General features: G+C 47.7%; 18 protein-coding genes and 2 pseudogenes. 11 read left to right on the forward strand and 9 right to left on the reverse strand.

Features of this window, described 5'->3' with window-relative positions; all coding sequences use genetic code 11:
* Positions 1 to 186, forward strand: a 186-nt coding sequence (locus QN395_RS15725; RefSeq protein WP_323492745.1) for an ExbD/TolR family protein, incomplete at its 5' end; no start/stop codon positions are given.
* A 159-nt stretch (positions 187 to 345) separates the two neighbouring features.
* A complete protein-coding gene (locus tag QN395_RS15730) occupies positions 346 to 1599 on the forward strand; it encodes a hypothetical protein (RefSeq protein ID WP_322118048.1) in 1254 nt (417 codons plus the stop codon).
* Positions 1600 to 1750: 151 nt separating this feature from the next.
* Here the strand turns inward: QN395_RS15730 and QN395_RS15735 are convergent, their stop codons facing one another.
* From QN395_RS15735 to QN395_RS15745, 3 genes are all read right to left on the reverse strand, one after another.
* Positions 1751 to 3331, reverse strand: a complete 1581-nt coding sequence (locus tag QN395_RS15735) for a transglycosylase SLT domain-containing protein (RefSeq protein WP_322118049.1) — start codon at positions 3329 to 3331, stop codon at positions 1751 to 1753.
* Between the two features lie 246 nt (positions 3332 to 3577).
* Complete coding sequence (locus QN395_RS15740; RefSeq protein ID WP_322118050.1) at positions 3578 to 5371, reverse strand: ABC transporter transmembrane domain-containing protein; 1794 nt, start codon at positions 5369 to 5371, stop codon at positions 3578 to 3580.
* A gap of 194 nt (positions 5372 to 5565) precedes the next feature.
* Positions 5566 to 5832 carry a type B 50S ribosomal protein L31 gene (locus QN395_RS15745; protein WP_262835590.1) on the reverse strand — a complete coding sequence of 89 codons (267 nt, stop codon included), beginning with the start codon at positions 5830 to 5832 and terminating at the stop codon, positions 5566 to 5568.
* Positions 5833 to 6043: 211 nt separating this feature from the next.
* On the opposite strand from QN395_RS15745, the gene QN395_RS15750 reads away from it, so the two are divergent.
* A complete protein-coding gene (locus QN395_RS15750) occupies positions 6044 to 6652 on the forward strand; it encodes a trimeric intracellular cation channel family protein (RefSeq protein ID WP_322121521.1) in 609 nt (202 codons plus the stop codon).
* Positions 6653 to 6697: 45 nt separating this feature from the next.
* Here the strand turns inward: QN395_RS15750 and QN395_RS15755 are convergent, their stop codons facing one another.
* Complete coding sequence (locus QN395_RS15755) at positions 6698 to 7327, reverse strand: TetR family transcriptional regulator (protein WP_322118051.1); 630 nt, start codon at positions 7325 to 7327, stop codon at positions 6698 to 6700.
* A 149-nt stretch (positions 7328 to 7476) separates the two neighbouring features.
* Here QN395_RS15755 and QN395_RS15760 point away from each other — a divergent pair, with 149 nt between their 5' ends.
* Genes QN395_RS15760 through QN395_RS15770 form a run of 3 tightly spaced genes read left to right on the forward strand, consistent with a single transcriptional unit; the run spans position 7477 to position 13536 of the window.
* A complete protein-coding gene (locus tag QN395_RS15760; RefSeq protein ID WP_322118052.1) occupies positions 7477 to 8829 on the forward strand; it encodes an efflux RND transporter periplasmic adaptor subunit in 1353 nt (450 codons plus the stop codon).
* A gap of 33 nt (positions 8830 to 8862) precedes the next feature.
* Entirely contained in the window at positions 8863 to 12018 is a 3156-nt protein-coding gene (locus tag QN395_RS15765; RefSeq protein ID WP_322118053.1) for a multidrug efflux RND transporter permease subunit, read from the forward strand.
* A gap of 12 nt (positions 12019 to 12030) precedes the next feature.
* On the forward strand, positions 12031 to 13536 hold the full coding sequence (locus tag QN395_RS15770) for an efflux transporter outer membrane subunit (RefSeq protein ID WP_322118054.1): 1506 nt from the start codon (positions 12031 to 12033) through the stop codon (positions 13534 to 13536).
* Between the two features lie 383 nt (positions 13537 to 13919).
* Here QN395_RS15770 and QN395_RS15775 read toward each other — a convergent pair.
* The 3 genes and pseudogenes from QN395_RS15775 to QN395_RS15785 form a co-directional block, all read right to left on the reverse strand.
* Positions 13920 to 14274: pseudogene (locus QN395_RS15775) on the reverse strand (IS6 family transposase); the annotation flags it as partial.
* Between the two features lie 144 nt (positions 14275 to 14418).
* The gene (locus QN395_RS21640; RefSeq protein ID WP_416352060.1) at positions 14419 to 14649 is read right to left on the reverse strand and encodes a hypothetical protein; all 231 of its coding nucleotides are present in this window, start codon (positions 14647 to 14649) and stop codon (positions 14419 to 14421) included.
* Between the two features lie 265 nt (positions 14650 to 14914).
* Entirely contained in the window at positions 14915 to 16072 is a 1158-nt protein-coding gene (locus tag QN395_RS15785) for a serine hydrolase domain-containing protein (RefSeq protein ID WP_322118055.1), read from the reverse strand.
* 258 nt (positions 16073 to 16330) lie between these two features.
* On the opposite strand from QN395_RS15785, the pseudogene QN395_RS21645 reads away from it, so the two are divergent.
* The 3 genes and pseudogenes from QN395_RS21645 to QN395_RS15795 form a co-directional block, all read left to right on the forward strand.
* Positions 16331 to 16465: pseudogene (locus QN395_RS21645) on the forward strand (TolC family protein); the annotation flags it as partial.
* An 86-nt stretch (positions 16466 to 16551) separates the two neighbouring features.
* Positions 16552 to 16725, forward strand: a complete 174-nt coding sequence (locus QN395_RS21650; RefSeq protein ID WP_416200092.1) for a hypothetical protein — start codon at positions 16552 to 16554, stop codon at positions 16723 to 16725.
* A 3-nt stretch (positions 16726 to 16728) separates the two neighbouring features.
* Positions 16729 to 16902, forward strand: coding sequence for a hypothetical protein (locus tag QN395_RS15795; RefSeq protein WP_322118057.1), 174 nt, complete (start codon positions 16729 to 16731; stop codon positions 16900 to 16902).
* Between the two features lie 449 nt (positions 16903 to 17351).
* Here QN395_RS15795 and rho read toward each other — a convergent pair whose 3' ends face one another.
* Positions 17352 to 18614: a transcription termination factor Rho gene (rho, locus tag QN395_RS15800; RefSeq protein ID WP_322118058.1), complete on the reverse strand. Its 1263-nt coding sequence runs from the start codon at positions 18612 to 18614 to the stop codon at positions 17352 to 17354.
* Between the two features lie 280 nt (positions 18615 to 18894).
* A complete protein-coding gene (trxA, locus tag QN395_RS15805; RefSeq protein ID WP_322118059.1) occupies positions 18895 to 19221 on the reverse strand; it encodes a thioredoxin TrxA in 327 nt (108 codons plus the stop codon).
* A 327-nt stretch (positions 19222 to 19548) separates the two neighbouring features.
* Here trxA and QN395_RS15810 point away from each other — a divergent pair, with 327 nt between their 5' ends.
* Positions 19549 to 22305 (forward strand): PD-(D/E)XK nuclease family protein, encoded by a 2757-nt coding sequence (locus QN395_RS15810; RefSeq protein WP_322118060.1) that lies wholly within the window; start codon positions 19549 to 19551, stop codon positions 22303 to 22305.
* Positions 22302 to 25730, forward strand: coding sequence for a UvrD-helicase domain-containing protein (locus QN395_RS15815; RefSeq protein ID WP_323492851.1), 3429 nt, complete (start codon positions 22302 to 22304; stop codon positions 25728 to 25730). Before QN395_RS15810 ends, QN395_RS15815 begins: the two co-directional genes overlap by 4 nt.
* The last annotated feature ends 22 nt before the right edge of the window (positions 25731 to 25752 follow it).

Consider the following 25752-nt stretch of genomic DNA (forward strand, 5'->3'; position numbering starts at 1 on the left):
ATTCAGAACAATGCCGAGTTGGAATCCAAACTGACGGCAGTGGCGGCCACGCCGAATCAACCGGAAGTGCACTTACGTCCGAACAAGCTGGTACCGTACAAAGCGGTGGCACATGTGATGGCCGAGGCGCAACGATTGGGTGTCAATAAGATCGGTATGGTTGGTAATGAGCAGTTCTTGAAGTGAGTTAGATCAGTGAAATTCAGTATTTACTCCGCTTCTCACTGCGTGAACCAGAAAATCTAAGGTATTATTCAAAATTGGCAGGGTTACTCCTGCCTTTTTTCATTTTGGTAAAGCTGCAATTTTAAAATTCATTAAATTTATTGATTGAGAGATCAAAACATGAAGCAACTTCGATTGTCACGCCTCGCTGTTTTACTTGCTGCGATTGGTTTTTGTGCTGTTCCAGAGCTGACTAATATTGCCGGTAACGTAGCCTATGCTCAAGAGGCCATGCGCCCTGAAATCGGCAAAGCAGTACAAGCTGCTGGTGATTTGTTTAAGGCCAAGAAATACAAAGAAGCACTCGCTAAACTTCACGATACGGATAGCGTAAGCGGTAAAACGATGAATGAAAGTTTTACGATTGAGCGTATGCGTGCTGCGATTGCAAGTGCTGCCGGTGATAATGACACCGTGATTCGCTCTTACGAAACAATTATCGCTGCGAATAAATTACCTGCTGGCGAACAAATTAAATACATACAAGGTCTCGCATCTGCTTATTACAAAGCAGGGAATTATGCTAAGACCGTGCAATGGGTTACTCGTTATTTTTCCGATGGTGGTAACGATCCGGCAATGCGTCCATTCCTGATCCAGTCTCTATACATGAGCGGTGATTATGCCCGCACTATGAAAGAGGTTAAGGCTGATCTTGCATCCGAAGAAAAATCAGGTCGTACTCCAAGTGAAACTAGTCTGCAACTTTATGCTAATGCTGCTTTGAAGCAGAACGACAAAGCCACTTATGTTGCTGCGATTGAAAAGTTATTGGTTTTCTACCCGAAGAAAGATTACTGGCTTGATTTGCTCGGCCGTATTCAAAGTAAGCCTGGTTATTCTGAGCGCTTATCCTTGGATTTAGATCGCTTGAAACTAGCTTTGGGACAAATTACTCGTACCAGTGATTTTATGGAAATGTCTCAATTATCTTTGCAAGCAGGTTATCCGGCAGAAGCGATCAAGATTATTGATCAGGGCTACAAGGCAGGCGCGCTTGGCACAGGTACTGATGCCGCACGTCATCAACGTCTGCGTGATCTGGCCAACAAAAATCTAGCAGAAAGCAAAGCAAATGCCGCAGCGAATGAAGCTGAAGCCAATCAAAGTAAGGATGGTAATGCATCGGTTACGCTTGGTTATGCATACGTCACTGCAGGCCAGTTTGATAAAGGCTTAAGCTTGATCGATCAGGGTATGACTAAAGGTAGTTTGAAGCGTCCTGATGACGCCAAACTCTTGCAAGGTATATCTCTACTGCAAGCTGGTAAAAAAGCGAATGCGATCAAGGTTTTGAAGACAGTGCAAGGTACTGACGGCACTGCTGATCTGGCGCGTTACTGGATTATCTACGCCAATCAATCTGGTAAGTAATTGATTGAACCGACCTGGTAAAATATTAAGGAATTTTCATCTAGTGATTTAGATTCCTTGGTATAAAAAAAGCCCCGAGTTAAACCGGGGTTTTTTTATTTTGAACGATGTATTTTGACTGAGGTATTTTGAGCAATATCGCCAGTGAAAATTAGCTATGCTTTTTACCTGACTTTGCATGCGCAAGTATCGTTTTGGCAGCGCGTGGAGCGACTGTCCTTGCGGTTCTGCTGTTGGTTTTAGTGTTGCGATTATTATGTGCTGATGCTACGTGGTTTGATTTTGTTCTCGCTTGCAGAACTGGCACTTGTATTTGTAGTGTCTGACCGGCACTGACGCTATCCCGCTTCAAATTGTTCCAGCTCTTGATGTCTGCCACACTAACTTTATAGCGCTTAGCAATTGAGTTCAGATTATCTGTTTTACCGACTTTAAAATGCATCTGCCTGGTCGACGGAGTCTTTTCAATGATCAACTGCGCCTTTTCAGCAATCTCCATAGAGATATCCTGATCCGGTGTTTTGCTTGATCTCGGAATGAGCAAAGTTGATCCTGCTTTGACTAACATTTTTGGTGGAATGAAATTAACTTCACGCAGTGTTTCAGCTTTCATCCCCAAACGATTAGCCAAAGATTCTACTCGTTCAGTTTTTCCTACAGTATGAGTAGCCCAGGTAGATAGCGGACCATTCCACTTACTTAAATTTTCTCTGAACAACATCGCATTGTCAGTCGGGAGCAGAATTTTAGTTTTGCTATCGCCAGTAATGACAGGGCGATTGAATTGCGGATTTAACGCTGTAAAATCAACTACAGACATCTCTGCTAATTGCGCGGCTACCCGTACATCAATATCACGAGTTTTTTCTACTGTAACGAAGTAGGGTTGATTTTCTAACTTGGGTAGTTCTATGCCAAATTGTTCTGGATGCCCGATGATATTTTTAACTGCCTGCAATTTTGGCAGATAGTTTTTTGTCTCATTCGGCATCAACGCAGACAAACTTTCAAAGTCAATTGGCAAGCCCATTGCCTGCTGTTTTTTGATCGCCCGTTGAACCGAACCTTCGCCCCAGTTATACGCGGCCAAGGCTAATTGCCAGTCACCAAACATACCGTATAAGCGTTCCAGATACGTTAGGGCAGCGTCAGTAGAATCCAGTACGCCGCGTCGGTCATCCTTAAACATGCTCTGTTTTAGATTGAAATCACGGCCAGTTGCCGCCATAAATTGCCACATACCAGATGCTTTGGCAGTAGAAATTGCCTGAGGATTAAAGGCGGATTCAATAAATGGAAGTAATGCTAGTTCAGTTGGCATACCGCGCTTTTCCAGCTCCTCTACAACGTGATACAAGTAGCGTGAACCGCGCTGCACGGTTCGCTGTATGTATTCAGTACGAGTGCTGTACCAATTAAGCTGATTACTAACTAATTGATTATCCAGATCCGGGATTGCATAACCATTGCGAATCCGATTCCATAAATTGGCTTCTGGCGCTGTCAGTTCAACAGGATTCTCTGCTGCAATTTTATCGGCACTATCTTCTATCGCAACATTAATTGTCGGTGCCACTTCATTGGTACGCAAGACGCCAATCGGCTGAGTGCTTGACTCAGGTACGCTAGTTAATGCGAGTAAATCATTTTCTGTGGCGGAGCTTGGGGACGTAAAGCAAAGCAAGATTGCTGAAGCGAGAATAGGAGAGATGCTGTGTCGGAAACGTTTCATAGGCGGTGTATTGTCTAATCGATCATGATCGACGATGTTGATGGGATCGGGAGAGTGTACGCAAGTGCCAATTCCGACGTCAAGAAAAATGTCACTCTTGTTACAAGATAATTCTGCGATAAAAGGCTTACTTTGTAGTCAGTTGCAGTTACTTAACGCAACTGATTTATGCAGTGACTAACGATAGCTTCTTGAGCCTTAACCAAGCTCATAAAAGCTATTTGAACTTAATAATAAAGCCAATATTTAAGTCGATGTATTGAATTGTAAAGACGCCAGATTGGCGTAAATGCCGCCTTGCGCTACCAAGCTATTATGGGTGCCAGTTTCAACAATATGTCCGTGCTCCATGACGATAATCCGATCAGCTCTTTGTACGGTTGCTAAGCGATGCGCGATGATCAGGGTCGTGCGACCTTGCATCGCTGCTTCCAATGCACCTTGAACCAGGCGCTCTGATTCTGCATCAAGCGCGCTAGTGGCCTCATCCAACAAGAGCAACGGTGGATTTTTAAGTAGCGCCCGTGCAATCGCGATGCGTTGACGTTGACCACCAGACAGGCGCACACCACGCTCACCAAGGAAGGAGTTATAGCCTTCTGGCAGACGTTCAATAAACTCATGCGCCGCCGCCATTTTAGCCGCAGCGATCACTTCTGCATCGCTGGCATCCGCTTTGCCATAGCGTATATTTTCTAATGCATTGGCAGAAAAAATCACCGTATCTTGTGGCACGATACCGATTGCATTGCGTAAATCATGTAAATCTAACTGCCGTATATCCACGCCATCTAATGTGATCTTGCCTTGTTGCGGGTCATAAAAACGCAGCAACAACTGAAATAAAGTAGTTTTGCCTGCGCCAGACGAGCCGACCACGGCGACTGTTTCACCCGGTTTGATATCTAAGGACATATGTCCTATCGACGCCATATTGGGCCGTGACGGATAATGAAACACGATGTCAGTCAACGATAAAGCAGCCCCATTGGCAGCGCGCGGAGGCAGCTTTAATGGATTCGGTGCAGATTGGATTGGTGATTGTGCTGCCATAAGCTCTAGCAAGCGTTCGGTAGCACCGGCGGCGCGTTGTGCTTCGCCCATTACTTCAGACAAAGCGCCGACTGCGCCAGCAACGATGGATGCATACAAGATAAATTGCCCTAGCATGCCACCACTCATTTCACCCCGCATTACGGAGTGCGCTCCCAGCCACAGGACAAATACGATGGCACCGAAGATCAATAAAATTGCGACCATCGTCAGTAACGAACGGGCACGTATTCGACGCATTGCTGTACTAAAAGCATCTTCTACCGAGCTGGAGAAACGCCGCGCCTCAATGGGTTCGTGTGTGAATGCTTGTACAGTCGGCATCGCATTTAAAATTTCACCCGCGACAGCAGAGGCATCCGCAATCCGATCTTGAGAATCGCGGGATAATTTGCGTACTCGCCGGCCAAACAGCACGATCGGGAGCACCGTCGCTGCCAGTGTGACGATGATAATGGATGACAGTTTTGGGCTAGTAATAAACAACATTACCAGACCACCCATAAACAATAATGCATTGCGCAATGCCATAGAAATACTGGTGCCAACAACTGCCTGAATCAATGTCGTGTCGGTCGTCAGGCGGGATAAAACTTCACCTGTCTGCGTTGTCTCAAAAAACTCGGGACTTTGCGTAACTACATGCGAATACACCGCATTGCGGATGTCAGCGGTAACCCGCTCCCCCAACCAGGACACCATATAAAATCGTGCTGCGGTAGCTACACCCAAGACGCAGGCGACCCCAAACAGCGCCAGAAAAGTCGCGTCCACATGTTGGATGCCACGCGTGCCAGTACCGCCAAATCCCAGATCGATCATTTGCCGGAAGGCATAAGGTATCGCCAACGTTGCACAAGCGGCAATGATTAAAGCAATACCCGCCAAAAAAAATTGACGACGATAAGGAGTTAAAAATGGCACTAAGCCTTTGAGTGTCGCAAGACTACTTTTGGATGCGGCGTCGGTATTGGAGGGGATGGTCATAAGAGTTTTATAGTAGCGAAGTGGTGGATTTCGTTAGCTTTCAAGCTTTACACGGGAATGCACCAAGATCAATACTTGTTATATGGAGCTGATAGACATAGATACAAGATTACTACGCTACACCAAATTATCATTAGACATGAAAAAAGGCAGCTTGAGCTGCCTTTTTTATCGATACAACGGATGCAAAAAAATTAGTTTGCAACCGAAGTTTTGGAGCCAACAGTACCGAATTTTTTACGGAATTTGTCAACTCGACCAGCTGTATCAACAATTTTGTGTTTGCCAGTGTAAAAAGGGTGGGATTCTGCAGAAACCTCGATCTTCACCAGTGGATATTCTTTGCCTTCGAATTCCATTTTGTCACGAGTCTGGATAGTAGAACGTGTGACGAATTTGAAATCGTTAGATACATCGTGAAACAAAACTTCACGATAATTTGGATGGATGCCGTCTTTCATGCTTGCCTCAAAAAGTTTTGGTAGCCAATCCCCACTTCGTCGGTCGCCTTGCTTCTTGACCCGATTGTTGATCACTTGCCTGATTTAAAAATACTGATGGCCTAATGCCAGCCCAAGATTATACAATAAAATCATATGTTTGCATCATTCTGTGCAGAGCTTGTATGCATAGATAACAGGAGATATTTTGGCAACATCCATCCATTTGGGCATGAGTACACTACTACATGCGGTAGAGGTCGCTGGCATTGTCGCTTTTGCCGCTTCTGGCTTTGTTGAAGCGAGAAAAAAGAAAATGGATCCGGTAGGAGTTTTCACGGTCGCGTTTATTACCGCTTTCGGCGGAGGAACCTTGCGTGATTTACTACTTGACCGACGTCCCTTGTTTTGGGTCGATCATCAGGAATACGTATTGTTGATTTTTGTGATGAGCTTGATCGCTTTGCCGTTCGGCAGGCATTTGCGACATGCCGTGACGGATAAAGTTATTTTGTATGCCGATGCATTTGGGCTTGGCTTGTTCAGCTTAGGTGGTGCGTCATTGGCGCTAGAAGCAAACATGCCCTTATTTATTTGCACCATGATGGGTGTAATTACCGGCATTTTTGGCGGTGTTCTGAGGGACATCATTTGTAATGAAATACCGATGGTATTCCGGCGCGGACAATTGTATGCCACCTGCGCATTTGCTGGCTGCTGGGTTTATCTACTTCTGACCAATTGGCAGGTCATAGAGACAGTGGCGGTGCTGTCAGGCATTCTGGTCACCTCAATGCTGCGCCTGCTGGCAGTTCGCTACGACTGGAAGTTGCCGAGCTAATTCAGTTTTTTGTGCAAACGGGCACTTAATAAATAATCGTTTAGCTCAGTTTTTTAGCGGTGGTTTAGCTAAGATGCCAGCCAGCATGACGTCAATCATATATTCTGCATGTTTTGCAAGATCATAGGCTTTGGTATCTACTAGCCATTCGTAAATTAATCCGATTGAATAAGAGTGAATCATTTGTACTGCGATCCAGGTGTCGGTTTCTGCCGGTAATTTTTTTTGTGCAATGGCGACTTTAAAAATATCTTCCATTTTGGAAATACATTCGTTACGCGGTTCCTTCTCATGCGCGTAAGAACTCATTTCTGTTCCTTTCTCGCAGCGATGAAATATGATGTTGAACACATTGGTCTGCCTTGGTGAGCTGGCAACCTCTTTTAGCATGTGAACATATAGCTGGCGCAGTGCAGCAAAAGGGTCTTCCGGCGGGGTGCTCGTGATTTCGTTGAGTAATGTTTCTATTGGCAAAAATGCACGATCACACATTGCTTCAAATAAAGCATTTTTATCTTTAAAATGCCAATAAATCGCACCGCGTGTCATACCTGCTTCTTTGGCAACCTCATTGAGCGTCGTATTCGTAACACCTTTTACGCAAAAAACTTGCTCAGCTGCATCGAGCAAAGCATTGCAGGTTTCTTGTGCTTCTTCTTTGGTTTTCCTAGCCATGATGCGTCTCCAGTAGTATTTCCAGGCCTTTAATTCAGCCTTTCCGATAATTTTTTATTACTCGCAGAAAATAATATTTAAAAATATATACAAACATTCGTGAATGTATATAATAGCACACCGCCTTTTCCGTTAATAGAGAAAAATTCATGAGCCCTCCAAATTTACACCTCCCCAAATTCAGTAACGAATTATTAGCAACGCCACCAGCCTGGTCTGGTCGTCTTACACCCTTGTTGCGCATTGCCGCAATTAGCGCACCTTTGTTGGTGTTGGCTGCTTGTGGCAAGACCGGTGGTGGTGGCGCCGGTGGTCCAGGTGGTTCCGGTGGTATGCCACCACCCGAGGTCAGTGTGGTTACAGTACAGCCGACAAATCTGCCGATGGATTTTGAATATGTCGGACAAACAGCAGGCTCGCGCGAAACTGAAGTACGTGCACGAATTTCTGGCATTTTAGAAAACCGTTTATACGAAGAAGGCTCACGCGTCAAAGCGGGCACGGTTCTGTTTCAAATTGATCCGGGTACTTATAAAACGCAACTCGCTTCTGCAGAAGCAGCGGCAGGCGTCAATGAAGCTAAATTGAATCAAGCCAAACGTGAATTTGCGCGCTTAACACCCTTGGCTGCTGAAAAAGCGATTAGTCAAAAAGAATTTGATGATGCGAAATCTTCATTAGAGACTGCCGAAGCCAGCTACAAGCAATCCATGGCGCAGGTGAACGAAGCCAAACTCAATCTGGGCTATACCCGGGTTGTTGCGCCAATTGATGGTGCTACCGGTATCGCCAGCAAATCCAACGGTAGTTTAGTTACGGCCTCCGACAGTTTGCTGACCACGATTGTCCAGACCAATCCGGTCTACGTTAATTTCAGCATCACTGAGGCCGACTACTTAAAACTGAGTCAGGAAGTCAGTGGCGGCAAAATTGCATTGCCTGGCAAACGCGCTACTAACGGTAGTCTGGCGTTTGACGTCAAGGTCAAATTGGCAGACGGATCGATTTTTCCGACGGTAGGCAAGATGAATTTCGCCAGCGAAAAAGTCAATCCAGCGACTGGTGGTTTTGATGCTCGTGCACAAATCCCTAATCCTGACGGTACTTTGCGTCCAGGCCAGTTTGTTCGCGTGATTTTGAACGGCGCCACTCGTACTGCGGCACTCTCAGTACCACAACGTGCGGTGATCGATAGCCCTATGGGCAAAATCGTTTTCACAGTAACGCCAGACAATAAGTTAGCACCACGTCCGGTTGAGCTAGATGGTTGGTCCAACGGTCAGTGGATAGTGACAAAAGGACTGAAGGGTGGCGATCGCGTGTTGGTCGATGGTTTTATCAAAGCCCATGAGCCTGGTATGACCGTTACACCGGTGCCGCTGGCTGCAAAACCCTCTGGAAGCGCAGGATCATCAGCGCCGACGTTAGCACCAACGTCAGCACCAGCCCAAGTTAATACCAAGCCCGCTGCAGAAACTGCCAGTGCTAAAGCTGCTCAATAAGTAGCACCACAAATTTAGGCGCAAGGATTACTCATGTTTTCAAAATTTTTTATTAACCGGCCAATTTTCGCGACGGTATTGTCGTTGATTATTGTGCTGGCTGGCCTGGCCGCGTTGCGGGTCTTGCCAATTTCTCGTTACCCGGAAATTTCTCCGCCGGTAGTCAACGTTACTGCCAATTATCCAGGTGCCTCTGCTGAAGTAGTAGAGCGCACCGTCGCTGCACCGATCGAAGAGCAAATCAACGGCGTAGAGCACATGTTGTACATGAGCTCTACCTCTTCCGCCGACGGTCGTGTTTCTATCGATGTGACTTTTGAAGTCGGTACGGATCTGGATATTGCCGCAGTTAACGTCAACAACCGGGTACGTCAAGCGGACGCTAAGTTGCCGCAAGAAGTACGTCGTCAAGGTGTCACCGTGTCTAAGAGCTCGTCTAACTTCTTAGTGGTTGCAGCTTTGTATTCACCAGACAACCGCTATGACTCTTTGTACTTGTCCAACTACGCAACACAAAACGTTTTAGATGCGTTGAAACGTGTTCCAGGTACCACTAATATTCAAATTTTTGGTGCCAAAGATTATGCGATGCGGATCTGGATGCGTCCTGATCGTATGGCGCAATTAGGCGTTACCGTCAGCGATATTTCTAATGCCGTTGGTGAGCAAAATGCCCAATATGCTGCGGGTAAAGTCGGCGCACCGCCAAACAATACTGAAGAACTGACCATGACAGTAACCGCTAAAGGGCGATTACTGGAGCCGGCTGAGTTTGCCAATATCATCGTTAAAACCGATAAAAGTGGTGCCTCTGTCCGCATCAAAGACGTAGCACGGGTTGAATTAGGCTCCAAAGATTACAACTTAAATGGTCGTGTGAATGGTCATCCATCAGCCAACATTGGTGTCTTTTTGCAGACTGGTGCAAACGCATTGGATACACGCAAAGCTATCGAAGCAACCCTGCAAGATTTGAAGTCTAAATTCCCAGAAGGTATGGAATATGCAACGCCGTATGACACCACACCGTTTGTGACCGAATCCATCGCTGAAGTGTTAAAAACTTTGGGCGAAGCCATGGTACTGGTCTTCATCGTGGTGTATTTGTTCTTGCAAAGCTGGCGTGCAACGATCATTCCAACTCTGGCAGTACCAGTGTCATTAATCGGTACGATGGCAGGTTTGCACTTGCTGGGTTACAGCATCAATACCCTGACTTTGTTCGGTATGGTGCTGGCGATCGGTATCGTTGTCGACGATGCGATTGTGGTGCTGGAGAATGTCGAACGTTTAATGAACGAAGAAGGCATGACACCAAAAGATGCAGCGATTGAAGCGATGCATGAAGTCACTGGTCCAGTTATTGCGATTGTTCTGGTATTGGTTGCAGCGTTTGGTCCGATTGCTTTCCTCGGTGGTTTAGCAGGCGAGTTGTATCGTCAGTTCTCCGTCACGATTTCCATCGCTGTGGTGTTGTCCGGTATTGTTGCCTTGACCTTGACGCCAGCACTCTGCGCGATCTTGTTGAAGCCAGGTGCGGAACAACATAATCGCTTTTTCACCTGGTTTAACGGCGCGTTTTTACGTCTGACTAAGCGCTATACCAACGGTGTTACTTTCTTCTTGCGTCGCTCGGTCTTAGGTGTGATGGTCTTCGGTGGCATGCTGGTTGTGACGGGCGTATTGTGGAAAACCGTACCCGGCGGATTGGTACCGGATGAAGATCAAGGTTACTTTATCGGTGCTGCCATCATGCCTGAAGGTACGTCTTTAGCTCGTACGGATGCCATGGTCAAGCAAGTAGAAGAAATCATGAAAACCAATAAGAACATCGATACCACCTTCGCTTTGGTTGGTCTGGATTTCTTAGGTGGTGGCGGTTTGAAATCTTCTGCGGCAACCATGTTCTTCCCGTTAAAACCTTGGGATGAACGTACTCAGTCGGCACAGCAAATGGTCGGTGAAAGTTTTATGAAAACAGGCCGTATCAAAGAAGGTTTACCACTGTTCTTCAGCCCGCCAGCGATTCAAGGTCTGGGACAAACTGGTGGTTTTGAGTTCTATATGCAAAACAAAGGTGAGGGCGGTGTAGAGCGTCTGGCCAAGCTGTTACCAGCGTTGCTGGCAGAAGCCAATAAGCAGCCTGAACTGGCTGGCGTACAAACTCTGTGGCAAGCTAATTCACCGCAGCTATATGTGGATGTGGATAACGATAAAGCACGCTCGATGGGAGTTGCTCTCTCAGATGTTTACAATACTTTAGCCGCGACCATGGGTAGTTACTATGTCAATGACTTCAACAAAAATGGTCGTACCTACACCGTTCAGTTGCAGGCAGAAGGCCAGTTCCGCGCCAAGCCAGATGATATCGGCAGTATGTATGTGCGCTCTGCTACCGGACAAATGATTCCTGTCCGCGCTTTTACGACCATACGTTTTACGACAGGACCCGATTCGGTACAGCGCTTTAACGCTTTACCATCGATCAAAATCTTGGGTGGTGCTAAGCCAGGCTATAGCTCAGGACAAGCGATTGCTGCGATGGAGCGTGCTGCTAAAACGGTGTTGCCAGTGGATGTTTCCTACGATTGGGGCGGCGCCTCCTTCCAAGAGAAGCGTACTAGCAATGCTGCTGGCATCGCGATTGGTGCCGGTGTCTTGATGATCTTCTTGATTCTGGCCGCGCAATACGAAAAATGGTCACTGCCTTTCTCCGTTTTATTGGCGATGCCGTTTGGTATCTTCGGTGCACTGTTAGCGGTTTATTTGCGTAATTTTAACAACGACGTGTACTTCCAGATTGGTCTGGTGACCTTGCTTGGCTTATCTGCGAAAAATGCGATTTTGATTGTTGAATTTGCAGTGATGAAAGTGCATGAGGGCTATGCCCCGGTTGCTGCGGTATTGGAATCGGCACGCTTACGTTTCCGTCCTATTTTGATGACATCGTTAGCGTTTATCTTGGGCGTGGTACCACTGGCGTTTTCCCACGGTGCTGGTGCGGCGGCGCGTATGTCGCTCGGCACGGGTGTATTGGGCGGCATGCTGGCAGCGACTTTCCTGGCGATCTTCTTTGTACCTTTATTCTTTAAACTGATTAACGATAAGCGGTTTAAAACGACAGAGGAAGATTTCGAGCATCCGGTTCATATTTTGCACAATGCGCCACCTGCTGAACTGAAGAATTAAGAGGAACATGTGATGACATCAACTGTATTTAGATCCACACTCCGATCATCAAGATCAACACCAGCGCCTGCTTTATTGTCTAGCTTACGGCTTTCCGTGATTGCAGCGAGTCTGCTGCTAGCAGGCTGCAGCGCGATCGGACCTGATTATCAGCGGCCAGCATTTGATACGCCAGCAAAGCTCACGAGCGGTGTTACAAGCACTGGAAAAACTAGTGCAACGACCGATTGGCTGAGCTGGTGGAAGTCTTTCCAAGACCCTGTTTTAAACAGTATGCTGGATGAGGCAACTGCCAATAACCAGGATATTTTGCTGGCAGCAGGGCGGGTGGAAGAAGCACGTGCGACCGCAGCCTCAGCCAACTCCAATCGTTATCCTACGGTGGACGCGAATTTATCCGGCACAAAAAGTCGTACCAGTGTCAACTCCGGCAAATTGGTGCCCGGTGCCAATCCGATTGGTACCGATTATCAGATCGGTTTAAGCGCGTCTTATGAGGTGGATTTCTGGGGTAAGCTCAGTCGCGCCGATGAGGCTGCACGTGCCCGTTTGTTATCGCAAGAAGCCAATCGCGGCATGGTGATTAACACCTTGTATTCCAACCTGGCGCAAAATTACTTTGCCTTGCGGGCTTACGATGCACAAGTAGAACTGGCCGAATCGACACTCAAAACTCGTCAGGAAAATCTACGTTTGCAACAAAAACGTTTTTCTTCCGGCTCGATCGGTGAGCTAGATTTACATCAGGCAGAATCTGATACCGCCGCGACAGAGATTAGCTTGCTGCAAGCGAAGCAATCGCTGGCAGTCACAGAGTCTGCCATTGCCGTCTTGTTAGGACGTTCGCCCTCTGCAATTGCCAATCCGGTGATTGCACGAGGCAGTAGCATTGATAGCCTGTATCAGCAAGCGACAGTGCCAGCCGACTTACCATCGGATCTGCTTAACCGCAGGCCAGACATCATCGCTGCTGAACAAACACTGGTTGCTGCCAACGCTGATATCGGTCAAGCCAAGGCGCAGTATTTCCCAAGCCTGAAGCTGACCACTGGCTATGGCGACGAGTCGCGTGGCTTTAAGGATTTATTTAATCCAGCTTCTTTGCTGTGGAATATTGGAGCGAATATTGCACAACCAATCTTCCGCGCCGGCGCGATTGGCGCGCTGGTGTTCGGTGCCGAAGCGCGCAAAACGCAAGTCTTGGCGCAATATGTACAAAGTGTGCAAGGGGCGTTCCGCGATGTGCATGATGCGTTGGTCAACACGGCTGCCAATGAGCAAATTTACGCAGCTGGCAATCGTCGCGTCACCGCTTTAAAAGATTCATTGCGTCTGGCCGACTTGCGCTACAAAAACGGTTACAGCAGCTATCTTGATGTGCTCAGTGCTCAACGCGATTTGTTGCAAGCGCAATCGACTTTGATCGACACCCAGCGGGCTCATCTGGCTGCTGTTGTCAGTATCTATAAAGCTGTCGGTGGTGGTTGGGATAAGTCAGAGAAAATCGCAGCTAAGTAAATACGTAATTGGTAAAAAATGGGGGGTATATGGTAAAAATACCCTTCATGTCCATATATTTATTGGACATTAAAATATACAGTAGTGAGTATATTTTATGTTATCAAGCTTTCCCTTGGAGATGTGAGGTGTTGTTTGGAGCCCATTCAGACGACGCTCCATCTCTTTTTTTGTTTTTACGCTGGGATAGATTTTTCCGGTATTGCCAACTTGCTGAACGGAGACGGGGAGTTGTACAATTTCAGGCGAACTTGCATTTGCCTGGGTAACACGGTGTCACGGATTAGTTTTTTTTGCTACGTTGGTGACCTCATTCCATACAGAAAATGCCTGCCTACGCATGTGTCGGTACTGCTCCGCTGTCATACGGTTTCGCTGACACCGGAAGACATTGTTGATCGGGCCATGAGCCGATAAAAAGCGCTGAGCATGGCCCGATGATGTGAAGCGCCGCATCTGTCGTTCTCGTTGCCGCGTAGGTTGGTGCGAGAGTTCTGCACGGTTATTGAGGCCTTTGTGCTGGCGATGCTCGACACCCGGCATGATGTGCGTCTTCGCCGCGACATAACTCTTGAGCTTGTCGGTGATTAGCACTCGTGGTGGGTAACGTAAGCCCTTGAGAAGCTTGCAGAAAAAACGTTTTGCCGCTTGTCGGTTGCGCCGACTCTGCAACAAAATATCGAGCACATGTCCGGTCTGATCGACCGCACGCCACAGGTAATGGTGCTTGCCCTTAATCCCAGATTTTCCATTAGACCGCTACCACTTCGCAGAAACGCAGACGGCGTGCGGTCTTCAGAGGTATAGCACGACCGCGATTTGAGTGCGAGCGCTACAGCGACAATTACACCTTTGGCGAACTGCTTGGCGTTGTTGCTCCTCCTAGCAAGATGCAGCTTGCGTCGTCGTCGCGTCTAGCCAGTCAGTCCGACAAAGGCACACTTGTCTCTGTTCCAATGGAAAATCTGGGTTAATTGTTAGCACCACCTCGTCGAGATGCCATTTGTCTCCACGTTGCGGTTGACGCCGGCGAAGCTCATTGGCATAGCATTGGCCGAACATCGTCCATTGGCGGATCGTCTCATACGTGACGATGATGCCACGGCTGGCCATTAGTTCTTCTATGTCGCGAAAACTCAGCGCGAACCGGAAGTAGAGCCACACGACATGGCTGATGATTTCTGCTGGGTAGCAGAAGCCGCAATAGAGCAAAGATTTTTTCATCTCGCCACCTTACAATATCGCCCCGCCGCCCGTAAGTTGACAGTATCTACAAAATATATGAAGAATGAACGCTCGTAAAATAGACGAACCGCCTGCGAGATTGCAAGAAGTTTCGTTCTTGATTTGTCGTTCAAATGGTGCGTTGTAACGCACCCTACTCAAGCCCCACCACATTCTCCAGTACCGCCGCAATTCGCCCTGCCAGCGGCAACACACCGGGTTCATAATTTGACAGCACGACCACGGTATAACCAGCATCGAGATACATATCAAGATTACTGGAAATGCCGGGGAACTGCCCGCTGTGGCCCACGATTTTACCCAGCTTGCCCGAGCGTAATTCGAAGCCATATCCATAGCTGCCCTTGTCTGCACGGCCTGCGGTCTGGTCTTGCCAGAATAACTGGCGCGTTGCTGGCTTGAGCAACTTGCCAGTCTGAAGTGCATCCGCAAAGCGCAGCAGGTCTGGTGCGTTTGAGTAGCCTATGCCATAAGGGCCGCCGCGTACTGGTATCAGGACGGTGTTTTCTTTCCTGCTGGCTGTCGCACCTCGCGTGCTGATGTAGCCGGTGGCGAGGTTTTCTGTTCCCTCATCCCTGATATAGTTATCGGTACTATTCATGCCTGTCGCCAGAAACACATGCTGGCGTACATAGTCAAAATAATCTTGTCCCGAGACTTTTTCTATGATGACACCGAGGAAAAACATACCCATATTGCTGTACAAATAATTGCTGCCGGGCGCAAACTCCAGTGCCGCATCGCGTATAAATGGCTTGTAGTCAGCCAAGTTTCGCATGGCGGCCATCTGCATATACGGACCGTTGGTAAACTTGTTGGTAAAAATATTTCCCAGCCCAGATGTGTGCGACAGCAACTGGCCGATGGTGATTTTTTTCGCCACCTCAGGTGACAACCAGCTGGCATCCACATATTTGCTGACCGGGTCTGCATAGGACAAACGCCCCGCATCCGCTAGCTGGCCTATGGCAACCGCCGTAAACATCTTGCCGACCGAGGCGACATTGAAGATGGTATCCATCGTATTCGCCACATGATAACGCTTGCTGGCTTCACCACATGCTGCTTCGCTGATGACATGATTGCCCCTGGCGACGACATACACACCTGAAAATTCATCCTTGCTACAGACTGTGCTGAATAAGGCTTGCAACTTGTCTTTCAGTGCAGCTTCCACAGCGGGCGACAGAGCCGTGTTTTTATCTGTAATTGCATACGCAGCGGTTTGTCCGGCAACCTGGGATGACAATATCAAACTCAGTATGGCTGGCAGTGCATGGTATGGACGCATTAGTTTTCTTTTCGGGTGCATGGATGAGAAGCGGTAAAAATTTTGTTGACAGCTTTTGTTGACTGTAATTCATGACGTTGTCGATTTTATATGAGTATGCGGTATTGTCAACTTACGGGCGGTGGAGAAATTTTGTAAAGTAGCGTGATGAAAAAATCTTTGCTCTATTGCGGCTTCCGCTATCCGGCAGAAATCATTAGTCATGTCGTGTGGCTCTACTTCCGGTTCGCGCTGAGTTTTCGCGACATAGAAGAACTAATGGCCAGCCGTGGCATCATCGCCGCTGAACAAACGCTGGCCGCTGCCAATGCTGACATCGGTCAGGCCAAGGCGCAGTATTTTCCAAGCCTGAAGCTGACTACCGGTTATGGCGATGAGTCGCGTAGTTTTAAGGACTTGTTTGATCCGGCGTCTTTATTGTGGATGTGGGCGCTGGCATTACACAACCAATCTTCCGCGCCCTCGCGATTGGCGCGCTGGTGTCCGGTGCCAAAGCGCGCAAAACGCAAGCCTTGGCACAATATGTACAAAGTGTGCAAGGCGCGTTCCGCGACGTGCATGATGCGCTGGTCAACACGGCTGCTAATGAGCAAATTTATGCGGCAGGTAGTCGTCGTGTCACAGCGTTAAAAAGACTCACTGCGTATAGCTGACTTGTGTTACAAAAACGGTACAGCAGCTATCTCTATGTACTCAGCGCGCAGCTTGATTTACAGCAAGCCCAATCGACTTTGACTGATACTCAGCGGGCACATCTGGCTGCTGTTGTCAGCATCTACAAAGCCGTCGGCGGTGGTTGGGATAAGTCAGAGAAACTCGCTGCTAAGTAACCGTTTAATTAAAATAAGGGGGGTATACGCCGAAAATACCCTTAATGTCCATAGGTTATTTGGACGTTAAAATATACTGTAGTGAGTATATTTAACCCAGAATTTCCATTGGTACAGCGACAAGTGTGCCTTTGGCGGATTGAATGGCTAGACGCGACGACGACGCAATCTGCCTCTTGCCAGGAGGAGCGACAACGTCAGGCAGTTCGCCAAAGGCACAATTGTCTCTGTAGCGCTCCCACTCGAATCGCGGTGGTGCTATCCCTCCGAAGACCGCATGTCGTCTGCTTTTTTTGCGAAGTGATAGCGGTCTAATGGAAAATCTGGGTTTACAGGTCGAATCAATCAGTTTCGCCTTTTAAAGGTGCGGTGCTAACCTGAATCACAAAATGAAAAAGCCATCCTTTAAGATGGCTTTTTTTAACTGAGATTCAAATTGAGACTAAGACTTAATTCCCACGACGCATCATTTCAAAAAACTCTGCATTGTTCTTAGTTGCCTTCATTTTGTCGAGGATGAATTCCATCGCTTCGATTTCGTCCATGCTATATAGCAACTTGCGCAAAATCCAGATTTTTTGCAATTGATCAGGTTTGATGAGTAACTCTTCACGGCGCGTGCCGGACTTGTTCAAATTGATCGCAGGGTAAGTACGTTTCTCAGCCAGACGGCGTTCGAGATGCACTTCCATGTTGCCGGTACCTTTAAATTCTTCATAGATCACATCATCCATGCGGCTACCAGTTTCGATCAGTGCAGTAGCGATAATGGTCAGTGAGCCACCTTCCTCTACGTTACGTGCAGCGCCGAAGAAGCGCTTCGGACGTTGCAGCGCATTTGCATCAACACCACCTGTCAATACCTTACCAGAGGCCGGAATGACAGTATTGTAAGCACGTGCCAGACGGGTGATCGAGTCGAGCAGAATGACCACGTCCTTTTTCATTTCGACTAGGCGCTTGGCTTTTTCCAGCACCATCTCAGCGACTTGTACGTGACGGGTAGCTGGTTCATCAAACGTCGATGCAACAACTTCACCGCGTACGGAGCGTTGCATCTCAGTCACTTCTTCCGGGCGTTCGTCAATCAGCAAGACGATCATCGTAACGTCTGGATGATTGGTGGTAATGGCATGCGCAATATGTTGCAGCATGACGGATTTACCGGATTTAGGTGACGCTACTAATAAGCCGCGCTGGCCTTTGCCGATAGGGGCGATCAGATCAATGATACGGCCAGTGGTGTTTTCTTCACCACGCATATCACGTTCTAATTGCAAGACTTTGTTTGGATGCAGCGGTGTTAAGTTTTCAAACAGAATACGGTGTTTGGAGGCTTCTGGCGCTTCGCCATTGACCTTGTCCACTTTGACCAGGGCGAAATAACGTTCGCCATCTTTTGGTGTGCGGACTTCACCCTCAATCGAATCGCCTGTGTGCAGGTTGAATCGTCGGATCTGTGAAGGAGAGATATAAATATCGTCGGTAGATGCCATGTAACTGGCATCGGGCGAGCGCAAGAAGCCAAAGCCGTCTGGCAATACTTCTAAGGCGCCATCGCCAAAAATTTGTTCGCCGGATTTGGCGCGTTTTTTCAGGATTGCGAACATAAGTTCTTGTTTGCGCATCCGTGCTGCGTTGTCAATGTCTAAACCGATGGCCATTTCTAGCAAGGCTGAGACGTGTAACGCCTTTAATTCTGATAAGTGCATGTTGAGTGTCCCGGGATGGGATAAGTAGGTGGGGGAGTGAACAGAGGTGAACTACAGGATGGTGTTTTTAGGATTTCTGCTATTTTTTGCCGCTTCTCATTATTTTTTTGAGAACGAACAAAAAATTGATTGTCGATTTGGTTTTTTAAATATCTTTTTAAAGCGCGTTTTTATAAAAACGTTTTTAAATCTAAATGAACGACGCCTTAACGCCGCTCATCTTTTTATAGCTGTGCATTTTACCTTACTTATCTAAGAATATTCTGTAACTTAAACTATCTTAAATATTGCTGTCGATAAATGCAGTCAATTGACCTTTTGCTAATGCGCCGACTTTTTGTGCTGCAGCAGCGCCATCTTTGAACAAAATCAAAGTAGGAATGCCACGAATACCAAATTTAGCTGGAACAGCTTGATTTGCATCGACATCCATTTTTGCAATGATGATCTTACCATCGTATTCTTTTGCTACTTCTTCCAGAATCGGGGCGATCATTTTGCATGGACCGCACCATTCAGCCCAAAAATCGACTAAAACTGGTTTGTCAGATTTCAACACGTCTGCTTCAAAAGAAGCATCGCTTACATATTTGATGTTTTCGCTCATGGAATCCTCATTCGAGGGAAAAATTAAAGGGGGTACAGCGCCACAGAAATAATAACTGAAATCGACTGGTAGGATCTTTGATCTACATCATCGATGATGACGCTTCCGGTAGAACAATTAATATCTGGAGGCGATCTGCACAAATTCAATGCTTTTGAACGGTGCAACACTGGATTCAGTGATGTCTAGTGGCAAACTACGCGTCAAATAATAACCTATTTTTTATAAAAGTGGGATCAAGCTCTGAAATTGCGTAGTCTGTCGCATAAAATGCGCTTATCTAAAGCTTGTCATTTACTAAAAAATCACGAAAATTCTTGAAACTCCATGCGATCTTCCACTGAGCTTATTGCGGCATCCGGCAACTTCTGGCAACAAGCTGCGCATCGCTTTGTACTTGATGTTGTGTCGCCAGCCTGGCCGCTGACATCGGCTAATGATTATTCTGCTGTGCGTGTTGTGGTGCCGACTTTTGAACATGCGCAATTATTTTTAAAAGCACTGGCACACGAGCTGCAGATTAATTTTATTCCACCTCGCATACAAACTATGTTTGCCTGGGTGGAGATGTTGCCGCCACAAACCCATAAAAGAGTCAGCGCACCGAGCGAGCGTCTGATGAGTTTGTATGCCGAGTTGAGGCAGCATGCCTGGCTAAAAAAATTATTTACTGCCAGACGCAATACGGACTTGCTGCCCCTGGCGCAGACTTTATTAAACTTATCGGATGAGCTGACGCAGGCCTTGTTAGCTTCCGTACTAGATGACAGAGAGCAAACGGCACAGCGCTGGCATACTGCCTTGGCACAGTTGCCGCAGCCAACGCAGAAAATCTTATCGGAAGAAGCGCAACTGGTCTGGACTATTTGGCAAAGTCAGTTGGATGAACATGACGCCATCGGACAAACGCATCAGCAATGGCTGCGTATTGCGCAGCAAGCGCAGGAACCTTTAGTCTGGATCAGCCCAACTGCACCGAACGCACTGGAGCAAGCGTTTTTAGATGTGTATTCTAAAAAGAAAAAACTCTTAATGATCTTGCTGGATTGGCGCGTCACATCCATTACGCAGCCATACGCATCTGCCTGGCCGAATTTATTTGAAGATGTTAACAGCGGCCCGCAGCAATTTACCCTGGATCAGGCCGACGTATCGCATATTCGCTTATGTGAGGCGAGTTCGCTTGAAGACGAGGCGCAGCAAGGCGCGCAGACTATTATTGATTGGTTACAGGCGGGTCGTCAGAGCATTGCAGTGATCGCACAAGACCGTGTGGTGGCGCGTCGTATTCGGGCCTTATTAGAAAGAGCACAGGTATTTGTTGCAGATGAAACTGGCTGGAAACTCTCGACGACCCGCGCTGCTGCCGCGATTGCCGCTTGGTTTGAGGTGGTTGCCACACGTGCCGATACGATGGCATTGCTGGATCTGTTGAAGTCGCCTTACTTACCTGGCGGCCTGTCTGGTGCATCTGCAAAAGACGCCGCTCGGACCGATGCGGTGATTGAAATGAATGCGAAGGCCGATGCGGTGATGCATATCGAACTGGCCTTGCGTCGCGCTAACGTTCTCGGTGGTTGGGAGGCGATTTTATCCACGCTGGATAGTAAGCCCGACGAGCGCAAATGGATCGCAGCGCTTGCGCGTCAGGCAGCAGGATTCAGCGGACGTAAAAGTATCTCTGATTGGAGTCGGGCAAGCATACAGATGCTTTACGAGTCAGGCATGCATCCGCAGTTGCAAGCCGACAGTGCAGGCTCACAAATTATTCAGTTATTGCAAGCGTTGACGGAGGATTGTCAGCAGATGGAGGCAACGTTCTCCTTTTCGGAGTGGCGTGCCTTTATTAATTTACAGCTGGAAAATGCACCTTATATCACCGCCAGAATAGATAAGCGCGTATTTATGTTGCCGTTGAATGGTGCTCGCTTGCGACGATTTGATGCGGTGTTGCTGGTTGGTGCAGATGCCGCACATTTGCCATCGCAAGCACAGGAAGTTTTGTTTTTTACCAATGCGGTCAGACGCGAATGTGGTTTGACGACCCGTGAGCAAAGGCAGCAACAACAGCTCAGAGACTTTACCGAGTTATTGCTATCCAATCCAGAAGTGGTTTTGTCATGGCAAGGTCAGCAGCAAGGGGAGCATAATCCTGTGAGTCCTTGGCTGGCGCAATTGAATCTGGCGCTGGAGCGCAATGGCAGCAAGGCGCTTCTCAAACATCATCCGATGTTGTCGACTGTGAATCTGCAATCAGAAACCCTACAACAACCACGCCCAGTCGCCGCTATATTAGCGCCAACTACCTTGTCCTCCAGCGGATATAGCAGCTTGCTCGCATGTCCTTATCAGTTTTTTGCCCGACGGATGTTGCGGCTGGATGCGCTGGATGAATTGTCAGACATGCCCGAAAAACGTGACTACGGCGATTGGTTGCACGCGATTCTTAAAACTTACCACGATCAATTATCGGGGCATCAGCCGGAAGACAGAATCCAATTGCTGAGAGATATTTCTACCCAACGTTTTGACGATATTTTAAAGCGCAGTCCTGCAGCCTTGGGATATAGCGTGCGCTGGAATAAAGTGATACCTGAATATGTCGCCTGGGCTAATCAGCGCGAGGCAGATGGCTGGCAATTTGAAATCGGTGAGGATTGGCGCGAGCGTACTTTGATCTGGTCCGACCAAGGTGAAAACGCGAACATCGTTTTGCGGGGAAGGATAGATAGGATTGATAAAAACCAAGACGGTGAACATGCGGTCTTGGATTACAAAACTAAAACACAAACCGCATTAATGAAACGTTTAAAAGAAGGCGAGGATCAGCAATTACCCTTTTATGGTTTGCTGGCAAATCAGACTGTTGCTGCTGCAAGCTATGTTGCTTTGGAATTAGACAAAGGCAAAATTGGTGCCGCCACCGCCGATAATTTTAGCGACTGGACGAATGTATTGGAAGTGGATATCAAAAGTAATATGCAGGCAATCAGAGATAACACACCACTGCCAGCACAAGGTACAGAATCGGTCTGCCAGTATTGCGAAATGCGTGGACTATGCCGCAAGGGAGCATGGTCATGATGTTATCGCCGATCTTGTCCCCGTTGTTATCCCCACTATTATCACCTTCGTCGTCCCATTCTTCACCAAACGACGATGTTCAAGCCTATGAAATTAACGGACATGGCAGCGACACTGTAAGCTTCACTGCCACCGCATGTAATCCACAATTGTCAGTAGTAGTTGAGGCTTGTGCTGGTAGTGGCAAGACATGGTTACTCGTAGCGCGTATGTTGCGCCTGTTGCTGGCTGGCGCTGAGCCGGGTGAGTTATTGGCGATTACCTTTACCCGCAAAGCTGCGCAAGAAATGCGTGAGCGCCTGATGGCACTGTTACGCGAGTTAGCCTTAGTTGATGAGACTGCGGCTATTCAATTGTTGACAGAACGTGGGATACAGCAAAACGATATTCCCTCAATGTTGCCTAAAGCGCGACGTCTTTACGATAAGATTTTATCCAGCCCGCAAGTGTTAGCGATGGACACTTTTCATAGCTGGTTTGGACGCCTGATCCAGTTAGCACCGCTGGCCTCAGGCGTGCCCCATGGCTTTAGTTTGCTAGAGGCAACTGCTGACTTGCAAAGAGAAGCTTATGCGCAGCTGATGCAATCCCTGACTGATGCCGAGAATCAGGATGTGCGTCATGCCTTATTACTCTTGTACGAAGAGTTAGGTGATTTCAACACCAAAAAAATGCTGGATGCATTTTTAGATAAACGTGCGGAATGGTGGGCATCCAATCAACATGGGCTTGAAGGCGATCCCTTGGATTGGCTGCGCGAGATTTGTGGCGCTGATGCAGAGGTCGATCCACGATTGGCCTTGTGGGATGATCAAGAACTATGTCAGCGTATTAATGCAATCGCATTATGTTTAGGGCAGGGTACCGCGACCAATCAAAAGCGTGCAACTGCGATAGAAACTGCTATGAGCACAGGTACGAACTTAGACAGCTTTGATGCCTTATGCCATGAGTTTTTTGGTACTGATGGCAAAAATAGATCCAATACAAAAACAAAAAATTTACTCATCGCAATCGAAAAATGGCTAGGTGCAGATAGTGTTGCCAGCTTTGATGATGAGTGTACTGTCATTGCAGAAACGCTTAAATTATTGCGTCGGCGTAGCGGTGAAAAAATGGTGCTCACCATTAATCAGGCCTTGTTTAAAGTCGGTGCAGCTTATCTGGAGTGCTATCAATCTTTGAAATCGGATCAGAGAGTATTTGACTTTGCCGATTTGGAATGGCAAGCCTACAGGCTTCTAAGTAACGAGGAATACGCAGCATATTTACATAGCCGGCTAGATGCGCGTTACAAGCATATTTTGCTGGACGAATTTCAGGATACCAATCCTTTACAGTGGGGCATCGTCCAAGCGTGGCTAGATGCCTATGGCAACGACGTGGCGCGGCCAACCGTCTTCATTGTTGGTGATCCTAAGCAGTCAATTTACCGTTTTCGCCGTGCAGAACCACGCGTGTTCTCTGCTGCAAGACAAATGTTGGCGCAGCATGGCGCACAACTGCTACGCACCAATCAGACTCGCAGAAATGCGCCCGAGATTGTGTCTGTCTTGAATGACAGCATGCGTCAAAATAAAATCTATCTGCCACAAACCAGCGCCTCTACAGCGATGGGTGAAGTATGGCGTTTACCCTTAATCAGTGCATCGATTAGTACGATGAATCAAGGTAAAGAAGATTCTGATATTAGCGGCGAGACTCAATCTTCAAACCGTACTTTACGTAATCCCTTCACCACGCCAATGATTGAAGAAGAGGATAGTCGTCGCATGGAGGAGGGACGTCAGGTCGCACAAGCTCTGCTATTGGCGCGGCAGCAACTGGGGAACTTACCTTGGTCAGAAGTCATGTTATTGGTCAGGCGCCGTACTCATCTGGCTGCGTATGAAAATGCTCTGCGTGAACTTGGTATTCCGTTTGTATCCAGCAGGCGAGGTGGTTTGCTGGAAGCCTTGGAAGTTGCAGATCTGATCGCTTTATTAGGATTTTTGATGACGCCGGGCGATAACCGTGCGTTGGCACATGTGCTGAAGTCGCCGATTTTTTCTGCGACTGACGACAACCTGATCACGTTAGCGCAGCGATCAGAAGCGTCGTGGTGGAAGCGTTTGCAAGCTAGTGCATTATCAGCATCAGCATCGGTGGTAGCGCAGGAAGTTTTTGTCCGGGCAGCACGGTTATTGCAAGACTGGATGCAAGCGGCACATGATTTGCCCGTACATGATTTGCTTGACCGGATTTTGCATCAGGGCGAATTGCTGTCGCGCTACGCACAGCTTGCTAGTCCGGCGGAGCGACATCAAGTCATAGGGAATATTCACGCCTTTTTAGAACTGGCGCTCAACATGGACGCGGGGCGCTATCCTAGCTTGCCTAAGTTTATTGCGGCCCTCAATGTGTTTAGAAATGGAGGGGAAGGCGATGCGCCTGATGAGTCGGCAGTAGATGATGCAGCCGACGCAGTAAGAATATTAACCATCCATAGTGCCAAAGGGCTAGAGGCATCAGTCGTTGTTGTACTCGATGCTAACCATAGCGAATCCGCCAAAGATCAGGTCGGCATCTTATGCCAATGGCCATTACAAGAAGGCGATGCCAGACATTTTTCTGTCTTCGGACGCAAGGATCAGCGTGGTGCAGCGCGGGATGCATTGTTCGCGCAAGAGGAGGCGCAAGCCGCACAAGAGAACTGGAACTTGCTTTACGTCGCCGCCACTCGCGCTAAAAATTTATTGATACTCAGTGGTATTGCTAGCGACAAAAAAACGAAGAGCGCCGTGATCGATGAAGGCGGGGATGTCATCATCGGCTTGATTCAAGATAGTTGGTATGATCGGCTGCAACAAGTAGGCCAAGTGAATGTGCCGGTCAACGCTGCATTAGTGCAGCAATCGCAAGGCGAATTTAGTTTGCAAGTATTTAATCCGCCCAATCTGACTTTGCCCCAAGCCGAGAGTGAACCAGTCCCAAGTGACGCGCAGCTGGAGGGCATTGCACTACATGCCTTATTAGAGCGATTGACCAATCAGGTACAAGCATGGCCTGTCGTTGTTCCCGAGGCGGAGGCGATTGCTGCCTGGCTGCCTTGTGCTAGTAGTATCGCGGCCACCATACGTCAGCAAGCTTTAGCAATATTGAGTCAGGCGACGCTGGAAAAATACTTTAATCCTGCCCATTTTGTGTATGCCCGCAATGAGATGGATGTTTTGTTCCAGCAACAACTTTTACGTCTGGACCGAATGGTCGTTTTTAAAGACGAAATATGGATTCTCGATTACAAGCGGGCTTTGTTAGAATCTGAGCGGCTAGACTACCAGACCCAATTACAAACCTACGCTGATGCGCTGCGCGAGTTGCATAAGGATAAAAAAATTAAAGCGGCCTTGATATTAAGTGACGGTGCTCTGGTAGAAATGCTATAAAGTGACGTTTCAATTTATAATT

This window comes from Undibacterium sp. RTI2.2 (genome assembly GCF_035018705.1).
Lineage (GTDB): Bacteria > Pseudomonadota > Gammaproteobacteria > Burkholderiales > Burkholderiaceae_D > Undibacterium.